The 15,703-nt window shown below is 36.3% G+C and carries 8 protein-coding genes and 1 pseudogene; 4 read left to right on the top strand and 5 right to left on the bottom strand.

The features are described 5' to 3' along the window. Nucleotides 1-375 precede the first annotated feature (375 nt). Nucleotides 376-870, bottom strand: a complete 495-nt coding sequence (locus H5119_RS16100; RefSeq protein ID WP_182702950.1) for a hypothetical protein — start codon at nt 868-870, stop codon at nt 376-378. A gap of 483 nt (nt 871-1,353) precedes the next feature. On the opposite strand from H5119_RS16100, the gene H5119_RS16095 reads away from it, so the two are divergent. Continuing rightward, nucleotides 1,354-1,830 carry a YqhA family protein gene (locus tag H5119_RS16095; RefSeq protein ID WP_077535876.1) on the top strand — a complete coding sequence of 159 codons (477 nt, stop codon included), beginning with the start codon at nt 1,354-1,356 and terminating at the stop codon, nt 1,828-1,830. 80 nt (nt 1,831-1,910) lie between these two features. On the opposite strand, the gene H5119_RS16090 is transcribed toward H5119_RS16095, so the two are convergent. After that, nucleotides 1,911-2,885, bottom strand: a complete 975-nt coding sequence (locus H5119_RS16090; RefSeq protein ID WP_182702949.1) for a DNA topoisomerase IB — start codon at nt 2,883-2,885, stop codon at nt 1,911-1,913. Between the two features lie 368 nt (nt 2,886-3,253). On the opposite strand from H5119_RS16090, the pseudogene H5119_RS16085 reads away from it, so the two are divergent. From H5119_RS16085 to lodB, 3 genes and pseudogenes are all read left to right on the top strand, one after another. Beyond that, a pseudogene (locus H5119_RS16085) lies at nt 3,254-4,093 on the top strand (response regulator); the annotation flags it as partial. Between the two features lie 412 nt (nt 4,094-4,505). Beyond that, on the top strand, nt 4,506-6,590 hold the full coding sequence (gene lodA / locus H5119_RS16080; protein ID WP_182702947.1) for a CTQ-dependent lysine 6-oxidase LodA: 2,085 nt from the start codon (nt 4,506-4,508) through the stop codon (nt 6,588-6,590). Between the two features lie 5 nt (nt 6,591-6,595). Beyond that, nucleotides 6,596-7,711 carry a lysine-epsilon-oxidase maturase LodB gene (lodB, locus tag H5119_RS16075; RefSeq protein WP_182702946.1) on the top strand — a complete coding sequence of 372 codons (1,116 nt, stop codon included), beginning with the start codon at nt 6,596-6,598 and terminating at the stop codon, nt 7,709-7,711. Between the two features lie 481 nt (nt 7,712-8,192). Here lodB and H5119_RS16070 read toward each other — a convergent pair whose 3' ends face one another. From H5119_RS16070 to H5119_RS20350, 3 genes are all read right to left on the bottom strand, one after another. Continuing rightward, on the bottom strand, nt 8,193-9,563 hold the full coding sequence (locus H5119_RS16070; protein WP_182702945.1) for a linear amide C-N hydrolase: 1,371 nt from the start codon (nt 9,561-9,563) through the stop codon (nt 8,193-8,195). Between the two features lie 1,204 nt (nt 9,564-10,767). After that, nucleotides 10,768-11,760 carry a fatty acid desaturase gene (locus tag H5119_RS16065; protein ID WP_182702944.1) on the bottom strand — a complete coding sequence of 331 codons (993 nt, stop codon included), beginning with the start codon at nt 11,758-11,760 and terminating at the stop codon, nt 10,768-10,770. A 143-nt stretch (nt 11,761-11,903) separates the two neighbouring features. Next, the gene (locus H5119_RS20350) at nt 11,904-15,164 is read right to left on the bottom strand and encodes a methyl-accepting chemotaxis protein (RefSeq protein WP_220492892.1); all 3,261 of its coding nucleotides are present in this window, start codon (nt 15,162-15,164) and stop codon (nt 11,904-11,906) included. Between the last annotated feature and the right edge of the window lie 539 nt (nt 15,165-15,703).

The raw sequence follows: 15,703 nt of genomic DNA, 5'->3' as shown, positions 1-15,703 counted from the left end.
ATAAAAATAACAACTATAATTCAGAAAATTTATTTGTAGTTATAAAGGCACTATAACGAGAATGAATTTTTATATCTAACTGTTCTAAATAAAACTTTAACGACGTTATGGAGTAGTTTAATTCCTTAAATTGTTCAAAAGCTTACGCAGATTGCTATTAAGTAGCTTTAATAAAAGCATGCTCCTTACCAAAGCAAAACTATATGCAAAAAGTATTGGTTAACTAAAACGAAGTACCTCAGCGGGCTTGTAGTAACCTCGCTGAGGTAATTAAAATTCAGTACCCACTTTATTTTAAAGGTATGTACTGCGTAAAGCTAAAAGCAATTTACTTAGTAATATATAAGGTTTAGCAAGTGTTTATAAGGCTATAAATTACGCTTTAGAGACATTGCTAGCACCTGCGCTTTTAAGCACTTCTTCAATACTATTTTTGTTGTCGCTGTTGTATTTGACACCAATTAATACAGAGCCTTTTTCGATTGCATCCTCATAAAATTTAATTTCATGTTCAGGGATAAGAGCACCAATTGCGGCACCGAATGTACCACCAATAGCAGCTCCTGCGCCACCGGCTGCAAATGCGGCAACTAATGGTCCTGCTACTAACAATCCTGCACCGCCTGTAGCTACAGAGCCAACAGCAGTAAAACCACCAATTATTGCAGCCAAAACACCACCTGATGCAGCGCCAATCAAACCACCTTCAGCAGCTTTAGTACCTTCATCTACTGCAAAATCGTCCTTAGCATACGAGTTGTTAGCTACAATACTAATATCCGCTTCATTTACTCCTAATGCTTCTAATCTATAAATAGCTAATGTTGCTTGAGATGCATTTTCAAATAACCCAGTAATAACAGTACTCATAATAACTCCTTTATTAATTTAATTGATTACATAGGAATATCAGCAAATTACAAACCAAAAATAAAAGCACTATAAAACAAAGTTTTAAAATAAAAAATATAGAGCTGTAAAATTTTTATAAGTAAATATTGCTACAGCTTTGTAAAAAATTCACTTGACTCTCAACTCATGAAATTACCGAATAATAAACGTACTTAACCTGAACTCTGGTTAAGAGATTTATTAACGTGTTGAATCATGGTGATATTTAAATTTATTTTCTCTAGCCAGAGATTTTTAGTGAAAACAAGGCGAATTTACGCGTCAATAGCGTATCTATTGCAAGTAAATTCAACGCAGTTAGCGCTGAAAATAGCTGCTCGAGATAGATTTATTATCCAGAGTTCAGGTTACTTATTAAAATCTAAAATTAAAACTCTATAAAGAAAATCTAATTTAAACTATGCTACTCGTAGTCGATATAACCTTATAAATTTGAGTAAAATGGAAAATATATTTCAAACAAGTCGTTTTTTAGTCGTAATAGCCGTTATAACTGCCGCAGTATCCTCTTTATTAGTTTATGTTTCGTGTATTAATATTGTGTTTTACACAGTAAAGGCAACGCTATTAAATCTGCCTGATTCAGCAAAAGGAGGTAAAGCGCTGATTGTAGAATTGCTTAAAATTCTTGATTTACTGCTAATTGGGATTACCTTGCAGGTGATTGCTATTAGCTTATATCGATTGTTTATAACGCCATCTAATTCTCACGAAAGTAAGTTTTTAGCAGCTTTTAATATTAAAGATTTCCATGACTTAAAAATAACCTTAGTACAAGTCACTTCTGTTGTATTAGTAATACTATTCTTAGAACACGCTGTTGAATTTGGCGGTACAATAGAAACCCTTTATCTAGGTGCAGCTATTGCAATTGTTATTGCAGCCTCCACATTTGCATGGCGTTCAATGAAAGAGTAATTTAAGACATGCTGCTTTATAAGCTGTAACTAGCCTTAATGACTATTACAGCTTTACAATGTTTTTAAAAATTAAAATATTTATTTAAGAAAAGCTAAAAAGCCTCGTTCATAGCGGCTCAAGTACTTTGTTTTACGCGGTAATTTTAAGCTTTCTCTAAACTGCTGCTGAGCTTCATTATCTTCTTTACATAACTCAATGAGGTTTGGATGAATATATGAATTACGCGCAATTGCTGGGGTATTTCCTAAATTACTCGAAACAACATCTAGCAGCTCTTTAAGAGCAACCTTACCATTTGCTTTGTACAGCGTCTCAAACGCTAATACACTGGCTCGCCAAGTTCTAAAGTGCTTTGCACTAAATTGATCCCCCATAACACGCTGAATAAAATTATTTACCTCTCGTGATGTCACATCCGTGTGTTGGGAGCCATCAACATACTGAAATAAGATCTGTCCAGGTAAATCTTGTAGATCTTCGATAATAGAACTTAATATTTTGTCGGTTATATTTACCTCCCTTACCTTTCCTGACTTCGCTTTATACTTTAAGCGAATTCTTTTTCCCGTTAGCTTTACATGTCGATTACGCAATGTTGTTGCACCAAAGCTATTATTCTTGTTGGCATTTTTTTTCGAACCAATACGCAGGGCCCCTAGATCCATTAATCTAATAACAGCGGCTAAAGTACGTTCGTAATCGAGTTCATTCCCCTGTAGGCACTCCGCCAGCTTTGCTCTTAATAGCGTAAGCTTATTGCCAAATAATGCACATGCTTCAAACTTTTTAAGCTCTTGTTGCTCCCTAAACTCGGGATGGTATAGGTACTGTTTTCTTCCTTTTGTGTCGTACCCTGTTGCTAGAATATGCCCATTTTCCTCAGGGCAAAGCCATACATCTTTATAAGCAGGTGGAAATGCCAAGGTATTTAACCTAGTGATTTCTTGTTTTATCGTTATTTTTTTACCTGCTGGATCATAATAAATCCAGCTTTTATCATCTCGCTTTCGGGTTATTCCCGGCAAGTTATCATCAACGTAAATTAACTTCATTTCAGCCCTTCAAACATGTAAAAACCGCGTAAGTAATAAAAAGCTAATATCCCCTAACCTATTTAAATCCTACTGCTGCAAATAATAATGACTGTCCAACGTATTAATAAACTTATCTGTAGATATATTTTTGAACTCTTCCTCGAACAATACGATACCCATTAATAAACATTTCTTACTACGTTCTATAACTAAATTACGCACAATTAATTTAAGAAAAAATTAATGAGAAAAGAAGCAAAAATAAGTGAATATAAAAGTATAAAGTGAGTAATTTAATACCTATAACTTTTAGCCTAATTTAAGTAACAAAGTTGCTATTCTTATGTAATAACTCCTATATTAGATATATAAACACAGGAAGAAACGATGATAAAGTAAATCAAATTATAGTCAGTAAAATGCTACAAGCTCACAATGCTAATATAGTGATCACCGAAAATGGTAAAGAGTGTGTTGACTATTTTTTCGCTAATTCTGTTGATTTAATTTTCATGGATATTCAAATGCCTGAAATGGATGGAGTAGAAGCGACTAAATTAATCAGATCTAAGCAAACAAACACAGTAATTCCTATTATCGCGATGACCGCCAATACAATGAAGCAAGATATTGAGCATTATCTAAACATTGGTATGGATGGTTATTTAATGAAACCATTTGATAAAGAAAAGCTCAATAGCCTTCTCAATGTATATAACCAAAAAAAAACCACTCTCAAAAATTTAGCAGTTAAAATAAGTGATCCTAATATTTCTAGTCAATTAAAGCTAAACCAAACCTGTAGAGAATTAAAAAGACTCATCCCAAATGCTAATAGAGTCAGTCTTTGGCTATTTAATAACGACTATACGGCAATAAATTGTTTAATGTGCCTTGATGAAAATGATGAGGTAATTCTGGACATGGTTTTAAAGGCTCAGCACTTTCCTGCGTACTTTAACTATATTTTAAGCAACCAAGTACTTGATGCTTCTGATGCAAAAAATAATGAAATAACAAAAGATTTCACTAAAGTATACTTTGAACCCTGTAATGTGTGTTCCTTACTTGATTATATTTTCTTTATCGACAAAAGGCCATTAGGTGTTGTTTGCTGCGAAAGTGTTGGCTCAAAAGTATCATGGACCCATACAGATAAAGAGTCACTTATTAAAATAGCTGATGTAACAACCTTATTTTTATCCAAACAGCTTAAACTTTCATAAGACTTATCTATAGCCTGCTTCACCCCAATAAACATAGCGATATAAGGCTCGCAAAGATGACTAATCAAGCAACCTATTTTAAATCTTAATAAGCTTTATAAAAAAGCGCATAAACTCGCTTAACTCACCACTTAAAAAGATAGCTTTCGTAAGCGACATTTACAATAAAGCTGCGCTAACCTCAATCCCATAATACGGCAGTTTAGAGCATTACAAAGGCCCGTGCTTAAACTTGGAAAAATCAAAGCGAAGCTATGTCGTGTAATAAAGTGAAATATGTTTATTCCTACTTTGCTGCTACATTTATTTACTCTGCTGATACTTTTTCAGCCCAATTAGTGAGCTTTGTTAAAATTATTTTTAACAGGTGCTTTGTTATATACAGTAGTTAATGTATCTAAAGGATATAAATATGAACTATTCACTTCACCCTTCTGTTGGTGTGGCTAGACTTGGCAATAGCGAAGGCCAATTTTATTTAGCACCGGATAAAATAGGTGGTTTACCCTTTGAAGCCGATGAATGGGGCAATAAAATCGATAGCCCAGTAAGCAACTTTAAGGATTCCAAAGGACAGATCCGAAGACAAGGGCAGCCGTTTAAAATTATTGACGAAGACAATAACGAGCTCACTTTAACAAATGATAATGTAAAAGCGATCACATGGACTGTACACATTGCGAATAAAAAAGCGGCTTGGTACGAATTCAATGAATTACAAGGTAATCTACTGTTAGGAGATGATAATAGCTACGATAGTCGCGGCACGCCTTTGCGTAATGCAGCTGAGACCAATCGCCACAGCTTAATTATTGATCCAGGACCAAGAACAATATTCGGCGCAAACGCCAAAGCAACCTTTGATAAAACAGGTGCCCCCAATAACTACCCCGTCAGCTTTCCTCCACCACCCTGCCAAGGGACTGAAATTAAATCTTTGGGTGATATATTAACTGATAATGAAGGCCGTTTAATTGTAATTGGTGGCTACGGTAGTGCAGGCGGTAATGAACCACTAGAGTCATACGGTGGTGCTGATACTTGGCATGATGATACGGCCGATGGCACGGTCTATTGCACCATCACCTTTAACGACGGTAAAGAATTAAAACTATCAGCATGGATAATTATAGGATCGCCCGATTTTGCACCAGAAATTGTAAACATTTCTAATTTGAGTGACACTATGTTTGACGTTGCAATTCGAGAGCAAAACCTATGTTCAGAGATGTATAGCAACGGAGAATTTCAACCGTCTTATCAAGCTAGCTATTATCGTGATATTGAACCAATAGTTCAGCGTATTAGCCGCTACCAGTGGGTTTCTAACGTTCAATCAATGTCGGCATTCGTGTCAAATATTTTTGACTTTAAAGATAACTCACAAGAGAACAAAGATAATAGGCAAGCATACTTTAAATATTTCAGAAGGCCGGTCGATCTAGCTACAGTACAACAAACACCACCTTTTGAACAAACCAATCAACAGCTGTTTGAACATGGAGCTGAAGGCCATCTGCCATTAATGCCGATGAATTCAGGCAGTAACTCTGTCAGTAATGCCGAAGATAATATTGTCGATAAGTTTCTAACCTTAACTCAGACTCAATATTTCTTATTAAGCCAATGGGCCAGTGGGAATTTCTCAAATGAAAAACCACCCTCAACCACATCAGCACTAGATAGTTTTGGTGTATTTCAAGCTGACCAAGGCAGTGCTGGTAATTGTGTTGGTTTGCCAATGTGTCCAGGTATTGAAGTCACTTGGAGTTTACAAAATCCGGTAGTTTACGCGGCACCTTATGTTATTAAAGATCAAAGTATGGGCAATGGTTTCCCAAGCGGCTTAACCCCTGATCGTGATGAATGTGAAGGTGGTGGGTGCCAACCTGGTGATTTAACCAAACGCATGGCCTGTCCATGGCAGGCTGACTTTTTCAATTGTACGGTTCAAAATGTTAACTTCACTGAGCCAACAATTAATAAAGTCAATGAAGGGACAGAAGAAAACCCGCATATGGTGCCCCTCGCACCTAGTTATTACAGTTACTGGTGGCCACCACAAAGCCCATGGGATGTACTAACAAATCAGTTAGATGATCAATCAGCTACCCATTTACCAGCAGGCCAACAAGTGAACTATGCACGGGGTATTAATAGTTTTGTGCAAATGGTGGAAAATTGGTCTGCACTTGGCTTTATTCGTAATCAAAACGCTCAAGAACCTAATTTCCCGTTCTTTACTGAGACTGAGCGTAACCACCAATTATTCGCTTATAAAGACGTCCCCGTATCTGATATTACCGGAAATCTACAAGATAATGGAACAGATATCCCTGTTTTTTACATTCCAGAAGATGTTAAAAGCCATCTCTCATCTGGCTGCTCTAAAGCAAAAGCATTGCTTAAAGGACTAGAAGAGAAAATGTCTAAACCCATTACGGCGAAACCAGCAGGTAGATCCGTACCACGCAGTGGTACTCGTACAAGACGGTAATTAAGATGATTAATGCACACGAATGTGATGTGCTGGTTGTTGGTGCAGGCCCCAGTGGGGCCTGCACCGCATTAAACTTGCTCAATCACACAGACTTATCAGTAACATTAATAGAAGGGTCTGATCTACAACGACTTCGAATTGGTGAAAGCGTCTCCGCAAGCATTTTTTCGGTATTGGATTATTTGCAAGTCCCAAAATCTAGCTTTGCTTCTAATTGTTTTACTCCCACACAAGGCAATAGTGCATTTTGGGGCAGTGATAAGTCTGCCAATCGGCACGCTATTTTTGCGCCAGATCGAGCAACTTTTCAAGTTAATCGAGAGATATTTGATTTAACACTGCTTGAAAATGTACTAAGCCGTGGCGGCATTGTATTTCCAAGAACTAAAAGCAAAATAGTGACGCAATTACAAGATGACCGTTACCTTGTTGAAGTTAGTCATCCTGAACGGGGCAAGTTTGAAATAGTTTGTAAATACCTAGTGGATGCTTCTGGACGAAATTCGTCGCTGAGTAAATCTTTAGGTGCATCTGTTACGCAATACGACCGACTAACTGGAGTTGGAGCTTTTTATAAAATAGACACCACATTACTTGAGCAAATTCAGCTTATCGAAAGTGACGAGTTTGGCTGGTGGTATAGTGCAGCCCTATCCGATCGCATTCTTGTTGTTACCTATTTTAGTGACTTCGAGTTAATTTCAAAGATGAAATTAAACCGAAAACAACAATGGCAAAACCACCTCGAAAAGAGTGAGTATATGTCTAGAAGAATAGAAGGTTTATACTTTATTGATGATAACCTATGGATCAGACCTGCGGGAACACACTTTAACCATTTTACGCATATAAAAAACTACTTACCTGTTGGTGATGCTGCCTGTGCTTTTGATCCTATTTCATCAATGGGCCTTGGTTTTGCTATGACCTCAGGTTGCCAGGTGGCAACCATCATAGGCAACTCAACTAGCACTAATAGCTTTAATACAAACAGTCAAACATATCAGCAAGATCTAGCTCGCCAATTTGAGCAATACTTAAATTTAAAGCTGCAGTTTTACAACAAAGAGCAGCGCTGGAGCGATGTATCATTTTGGGCTAAACGGCAGCAACTATAAATCAAGTGACTTAGGCAATAACTTAAGAGCGGCTGTCGCTGGCCGCTTTTCTACAGCATAAATGCCAAACATGCGTACCCTTTAGGTTATTTCAGAAACGACTAACTCTTTGTTGTCTTAACGGATGTAGGTAAGGGGCGTGAGCAGGACGCCGAAGCTTTGCTCGGATTTTACTTATTCTTACAGGGATAGTAAGCCACTAGAGTAACGCAGGAGCCGTTACCAAGCCCACTCGATTACAAATCTCGCGCCGCAATTAAATAGCCCTTGGATTAAACAAATTTCAATCCACAAAGATCAACACGCCCTAGACCCACTCTATTGTTTCACTGAATATACCTAGCTAAAAAAATTTAAATATCATTACAATTCAAAAATTTAGTAAATCCTCAGCCAGAGTTCGTGCTAAATAGGAATTCAAAAAAAGCTATTATTAATTTTAAAATGAAACCTATCTAGCACTTATTTTTCACATATAAGATTAAGAGTTTTTATTTATTTGGGTTGTTATATCCATAGATTTAATATTTGTGTCTAACTTATGAGTGTAATTTTTTAAACCTTCAAGCTCTAACTCCATCAAATTAATCCTAAACACTTGTGGTGATTGGTACATTCTAACTGAAAATATTTTATTTTTTAAATCAGATACAGTAACCCACTGTGTGAAATCATGGACGTTTTCGCCTTGTGAATCTCGACTTGTTCCCAATGGAATATCGACCGTATTTAATATATGAAAAGCCAGCGTAGTCGCATCTTCTTTTCCTACTTTAATATTGTTGTTTATTGAGGGCACTTCTTTCATTAATTCAGCATCTTTGGCTACATTAGACTTAAAATCATTCGCTTCATCTATTTCATATTGGGACGTGAATTGTGTAACTGGAAATGAAAAATTAGTCATCATTGCCGCTCTCACAAAACGATCCACGGGTGTTGAACTTCCAGGAACACCTGAAAATCCAGTTCCTTGCGCATAGGAATTACACTGAAAATTAGAGGCTGCACTTTCATATGCACTTACACTCGGTGTCGTTGGCTCTCCTTGTTCATTCTGAAAATTAAATGGCATTACATTTACATAGTTATAACGAACATTTTCTTGTTGCCAAGCAATTAAAGGATCATTAGTAAGAACACCGATTGGATTAAGGTCTGTTATGGTTAGCTTCCCTTGAGCATATTCTAAAACAATGCTATTCCCTTCAGCATCATGCACAGGAAAATGAAACTTCATTGCATTTGGAGCTTTAGAAAAAGGACTAACAACTAAAATTTTATCTTTTTTATCTGAGTCGCATTCTTTTAAATCAGATCCACCTTTGTTTAACACCAATTTGTCATAGTCCAATCCATTAATAACATCTTGGCAAGTGCTACAACTTGATAATATCCACGCAGGAAGGCTAGGGTAGTAAATAATATCTTGATTGTTACAAGTTTTTGATATTGGATACTGGTACTCACTTTGCGCTAATACCATAGATCCGGTAGTTAAGCCTTCTGTGTTTAATCCGTTAGTGACGATATTCGCAAATGTCTCTTCTACACCTAACGTTTTAGCTATAGCAAGCTCAAACCCATTCATAGCAACAAAGCCATAATCACCAGCCCAAGCAAGAAGGTGTTTATTAATAACATCAATATCGTCGCGAAGAACGAATTGTGCAGAGTCATCCTGTAAATCTGACTGACTCGATGTTAAGGTAATTTGCTTATATATATACTTTTTAGGCCTAAAAAATAGTTCTGATTTTAAATCTGGCCCCAACTCCATTGAGCGGCCTATCACTGGAATACTTTTTTGAAAGTTAGAATTTACGGCTTTAATTGAGAAATCTGTACACATCGTGATTTTCCTTATATTAACTATTAAAATAAAATTTACTGTATTTATATTTTTCAGTAAGATTTAAGTTAACAGCTATTAATACAAAGGCCTATTACAGCTTATTACACAAGATCGGAACACAAAGTTTAAAGCATTGACTTTTCATCTCGCCATGATGTAAATATCAACTTATACCAGCCTCAACACTTTTAAATAAAGTAAAAAATAAAAAAACCTAATAAAGTCAAAGACCAAATTAAGCTTATAAAAACCTTTGGTACTTTTAGGATTAAAACTAAAATAACACCCACATTTGTAAATACTGCTATGAATAAATCTGACAATAATATCTCTTTAATACCAATTCACTTAATTAAGAGGTTTATTTTGAGGTAAGAAAACTTTGTCGATAACAAGACTATATTTCGTTGTTTTTGTTCTATATCAGAAATTTTAACGCAGTTAGCGTCGGGTTAATCCTCAAATTGATTCAGTAACCTGAACTCTGGATAATAAATCTATCTTGAGCAGCTATTTTCAGCGCTAACTGCGTTGAATTTATTTGCAATAGGCCCGCTATTGACGCGTAAATTCGCCTTGTTTTCACTGAAAATCTCTGGCTAGAAAAAATAAATTTAAATATCACCATGATTCAATACGTTAGTAAATCTCTTAACCAGAGTTCAGGTTAAGTATCATTGCGGATTGGTAGGATAAACGCTTTTTTATTATTGTTTTAAGTAATACATAATACTCTCCCCTAAACTGTGCTGTATTAAAAACATTATTTATTCAGCATAAATAGGCGATAACGCAGTATAAATGCCAAACATGCGCTGCCCTTTGGATTCTTTCTAGGGACGATTAACTCTTTGTTGCTCGGTTTTGACTTAGCCCACTAGGTTACAAACCTCACGCCGCGATTAAATCGCCCCTAGATTGAACAAATTTTAACCCTGAAAGGTCAACAGCCCCTAGGGCGTGCTTTCACTTAAAAACAATAACCAAGTAAGACTGCGATACCGCTCACTACTGTAATAGCATTACAGCAGCGTCAAACTAGCAAGATCTATACTCTATTCACTAACGTCCCTAAGTTTGTTAAGTACTTAGAAATAACTGACGGTAGCGGTTCCATTCTTTAGGTATAGAGGTAGGTACATTTAAAAACAGAGCTTGTTTGCGGCATTTAGTACATTTTTCTAAATGAAACTCTGGTTAATTAATGATTGTATAAGTTTGCATTTTTAATACTTTCAAAATCATTAAAACGCACGTTGTGTTGTTTCATTACTTTAAGCGCTTTTTTACTGAGCATTTGGCGTAGATAAAACGGCTGATTTGGCACAAAATGATGAATAGTATGTGTGTGGCCAAAGTTAAAACAAAATAAATGAAACGGCATAAATAAACGGCTCGTTAATACATGTGTTTGCTCTAGCATATTATTAACGCCGCCATAGTAATGCATACTTGAAGTAACAAAGTTAAGTGAACTAGAACGAATGATATTAGGTACAATAAGCACGACCATTAAAAATTCAAACACGTTTATAGTACTTAATAACCAACTAGCTGAATTTATTGAAAGTGGCATAAATAAATTAACAATATGGAACACTATTACACTATATAAAATAATAAAGTACGCTGTCGCTATTGGGAATCCTGCATTAAAAACACTCATAAAACTAAAGCCATCAATTTCTTTTTTAAAGCGTTTTTGAGAAATAACCAACCCTAGCAATCCATCAGTAATAACTAAAGCACGTAAAAACGGGTTTTTAATGCCATTGCCAACTAAGCGTTCTTCTAAATCTTGCTGCGTGCCTGATGTTTTATGATGGTGTAAATGCATTTTACGTCTGTACCAAGGACTAATAGTATTTGGCCGCATTAACCATACTGTTAGCATCATAAAATTATGCATGAGTGGTTGATTACTAAAGTATTGTTTATGTATGAGGTCGTGTTCAAGCTCATGAGAGATAGACGCTGCAATTGCAGCAAGTATGATGCACATCCAAGCCGGTATGATGGTTAGATAATATAAAACGCCAACACCTATTAATGCACTCAGTGACAAGAGTAAAATAATTAGCCCTAACGTATTTTGATGAGCTAGTAATGGATGCTTTTGACGAAGCAGTGCTTCTTCCGTTTTAATAGCTTTAACAATTGCTTGAATATTTTGTTTAGCGCTTAACGTGTTCATAAGTAGCAGTCAGTATTTAATTTGTAACGATAGTAACCGAAGCGGTGCTCAGAGCCAAAATATACCTAAAAACACCTGCAAATTTATAATACAAAGACATTTTTTGTCTTTAAACCCTCAGTTAAAATTAACATGCTGAATATTTAAAGCGAAAAATATTGTAATAATTTACGCATATCATTTGCCTGATCAGCCATTTGTTTTGCTGCAGCCATTGTCTCTTCAGTAATAGCTGAGCTTTCTTGAATTAAAGTTGTTAAGCGTTGCACAACAGTATCTACCTCCTTAATAGCCTGTTGCTGAGTACTCGTAGAGTCATTAATTGACATAATCATATAATTTACAGCTTCCACTGCACTAACTATTTGTTTTAATTTTTCGCCCGATGTATTAGCTAAAGTTGTTCCTTGATTTATTTTTTGATTGCTGTCTCCAATTATCCTTTTAATTTGTTTAGCGGATTCTGCACTGCGTCCAGCAAGCTGCCTTACTTCATTTGCGACCACAGCGAAACCGCGACCATGTTCACCTGCACGCGCAGCTTCTACTGCAGCATTAAGGGCTAATAAATTTGTTTGAAAGGCAATTTCATCAATAACTGAAACAATCTCATTAATGTCTTTACTTGAGTTGTTTACTTCAACAATCGCGCTTACGGTTTGTATTGACAGCTCACCACCTTCAGCCGCCGAAGTTTGTGCTTTACCTGCTAATTTAACTGCTTCAGAGGACTGGCTCGCAATTTGTATAATCTCATCGAGCATATTCTTACTATTAGCACTGGCTTGCTCTAAGTTTGCAGCTTGCTCTTCCGTTCGTTGGCTGATTTCAACGTTGCTTGAAGCTATTTCAGATGCACTTTGCGAAACTTGATTTGCACTATTTTGAATGCTCATAATAACACTGGTTAATTTTTCTATAGTCTGATTAACGTCTTCTTTTAAAATAGCAAAAACGCCTTTATAATCAGATTGAACTTGCTTATCTAAATTTCCTTGCGCTAACGCACTTAGTACTCCCGTCACTTCGCTGATTGCATCACCAGTAATAGTTAAAGAGCTGTTTACGTCACGTTGTAATTGGGCCAACTGCCCTTGCATTGGCGTTTCTAATTGCTGACTAAAGTCACCATTACGCATAGCAGCCATTACCCGTGCAAGCTCTGAAATAACAACACTCAGATTGTTTATTGAACTGTTAATATCATATTTTAATGAATCTAATTGACCGTTCATTATGGTATCAATATTTTTATCAAAGCATCCTTGGCTGATCGCTAGCATCGCATTTGATATATCACCCACAGCACTATCTAAACTCATAATAGAATCATTAATATTTTGTTTTAACGCAAACAACTGACCATTTGCACTACAATCAACCTGTTTTTTAAAATCACCTTGGCTTACTGCCGCCATTACATTACTAATGTCTTTTATTATCAGAGCTAAATTATCAACGCTAGCATTGATATCATTTTTAAGAAGCCCTAATTGTCCTTGCATAGGCTGCTCAATACGCTTAGAAAAATCACCATCATGTAACGAGCTCATTATCTCGCTTATACTGGTAATTGCTCCTGACAAACCTTGTACCGAATTATTCACACTCTCTTTTAATTGTCCCAGTGTTCCTTTTGCGGCTACGGTTACTTGCTGTTTAAAATCACCTTCTTCTATATGCCCCATTACTTCAACTATCTCACCAATGGTGCCATTTAATGATTGTAATGAGGCATTTATGTTCGATTTAAGGGTCGCCAGCTCCCCCTGCATCGGCGTTGCTATTTGACTGCTAAAGTTACCTTGGCTCATATCATCAATAACATGGTTTAATTCTGTCATCGCTTGTTCTAATGAACTCGCGCAGTTATTAGTAGCTTGCTTTAATGATTCAAGTTCACCTTTGCATACCACTGTTATCCTATGATTAAACTCTCCTGCAGCCATTTTGTTCATTACAGTATTCGTTTGCGAAATAGAGCTTTGTAACGCCTCTAACAAACTATTAAAAGCGCTTGCTGTAGAGCCTATTTCATCTTTGGAAAGCACTGGGGAGCGTACTGAAAAGTCACCTTGCTGCTCAACATGGCGCATAGTATCAACTAGTAATTGCACTGGTTGAATTAAAGTCCGAGAAAACAAAACCGCAATAGTCAAAATTGCAGCAATACAAAGTATCAGCGTAATAACGAGTAACATTGTTAGGTGAGATACGGCACCAAAAGCTTCTTGCTTATCTATTTCAGCAAGTAAGGACCATTGAACCCCTAAGATAGAAATAGGTTTATAAGACGATAATACCAGCGATCCATTGTAATCTGTGATCACCTGCTGCCCAGCTTTACCCTGTAAGGCCTCTTTTGTTGCAATTGTTTTTACAGCACCAGCTGCAGGATAACGAAATGAATTAATAACAGAACGATTTTTAGAGTCAAGATAAGAGTCAGACCGCATTAAAAAATCAGGCCCAACTAAATAAGTCTCACCGCTTACACCTAAACCAGCACGTTCAGTCATAATTTCATTTAGAGCATCGATAGATAATTGAAAAATCAAGGTGCTTGTATGAATTCCTTGGGTGTAAATAGGTGTAGCAATAAAGCTCGCGGGTGCATCATAGGAAGGAAGATATTGCTGGTAATCCGAAAAAACAACTTCAGTTTCAGCAATATCTTTAGCTTGGTTAAATACTTTAGCTAAATTACTCTTAGAAAATGGGCCGTTAGTTAAAGATGTAGCAAAATCAGCTTCTTTGTAGACCGAATAAACCACATTACCTGACATATTATCTACAATAAACACATCGTAAAAATCGAACTTTTCTGCAAAATTATATAAAAAAGGATGAAACTTAAGATGCACTAAATTATAGCTATTAGTCATTGAAGATTGATTTAAGCTCGCTTTTTCACCAAGAGGATGAGGGTTATCGGCTATATATTGATACTGCCAAAAGAGCGCTTTTTGTGAAAGTTGTGGAAATATCGTTGTAGGTGGTTTTTTTTGCTCGTTCTCAATAACGTACTTCGGATTAAAGCTATTCAAATAAAAATCAGCAAGGTGCTGTTTTTCAGATTCATTTAGGGCAAATGAAGATTCTGACTCCTTAAATGTTTCAATAAATTTATTTGCTGCAACCAAAACCTCAGGGCTTTGAGATAAAAACAGTAACTGGGACTCTATATCATCAAAATAACGCTCAATAGCACTTTTTTTTATTTCACTTACAGCCTCTAGCTGAGCATAAGTTTGCTTATTTAACGCAGTTGATGAACTAAAAAGAGCAAGGCCAATAACAAGCATTAAGGGAATTAACCCAACAAATAAAAAAGAAAAAATAAGCTTTTTAGTTAACCCAATATTACGAAACGTACCCCAAATAGATCCAATAGACAATATCATAAAATATCCTTATAAAAGATAACTTAGCCTAGTGTAGGACATAATATTTTAAAGCGTGAGCAAACACAGATAATTTTTCGAAATGTTAATACCAATATTACTTCGATATGGGGTCAATTTAACGATGGGAGAATGACGTTATAGGATGATAAGTTTTTCAATACTTATGGAGATTGATATTATTCATCCAACTTTACTTTTCTGCAGACGTAAAAAAGCCCGAATCGTTAGATCCGGGCTCTCTAGAATTTGAAGTCGGTGCCCTACGCAGTAGAGTGTCGTAGTGCCCATAGCGGTGGAGAGCCACAGTGCTAATGGGATACTATCTTTACGTCGGGGCGGGCTCGCCTTCGAGCTGTTTTGTTTCACTACTGAGTCCAGTATAGCCTCTTGGATATTTATTAAATTCTAAACAGCAAAAAACCCGTCACATTGCTGTAACGGGTTTCTTTAATTTGAAGCCTGGTGATGTCGTAGTGCCCACAGCGGTGGAGAGCCACATAGCAAATGCTACACTATCTTTGTGTCGCGATATGAGT

Source organism: Pseudoalteromonas sp. SG45-5 (assembly GCF_014164085.1).
Lineage (GTDB): Bacteria > Pseudomonadota > Gammaproteobacteria > Enterobacterales > Alteromonadaceae > Pseudoalteromonas > Pseudoalteromonas aliena.
The sequence above is the reverse complement of the archived record's forward strand: the minus strand, read 5'-3'. Positions and strand labels throughout refer to the sequence as shown.

What these genes read in the sequence shown, in the direction of transcription:
- H5119_RS16100 (WP_182702950.1), bottom strand. Translation starts at nt 870, where the DNA reads ATGAGTACTGTTATTACTGGGTTATTTGAAAATGCATCTCAAGCAACA.
- H5119_RS16095 (WP_077535876.1), top strand. Translation starts at nt 1,354, where the DNA reads ATGGAAAATATATTTCAAACAAGTCGTTTTTTAGTCGTAATAGCCGTT.
- H5119_RS16090 (WP_182702949.1), bottom strand. Translation starts at nt 2,885, where the DNA reads ATGAAGTTAATTTACGTTGATGATAACTTGCCGGGAATAACCCGAAAG.
- lodA (WP_182702947.1), top strand. Translation starts at nt 4,506, where the DNA reads ATGAACTATTCACTTCACCCTTCTGTTGGTGTGGCTAGACTTGGCAAT.
- lodB (WP_182702946.1), top strand. Translation starts at nt 6,596, where the DNA reads ATGATTAATGCACACGAATGTGATGTGCTGGTTGTTGGTGCAGGCCCC.
- H5119_RS16070 (WP_182702945.1), bottom strand. Translation starts at nt 9,563, where the DNA reads ATGTGTACAGATTTCTCAATTAAAGCCGTAAATTCTAACTTTCAAAAA.
- H5119_RS16065 (WP_182702944.1), bottom strand. Translation starts at nt 11,760, where the DNA reads ATGAACACGTTAAGCGCTAAACAAAATATTCAAGCAATTGTTAAAGCT.
- H5119_RS20350 (WP_220492892.1), bottom strand. Translation starts at nt 15,164, where the DNA reads ATGATATTGTCTATTGGATCTATTTGGGGTACGTTTCGTAATATTGGG.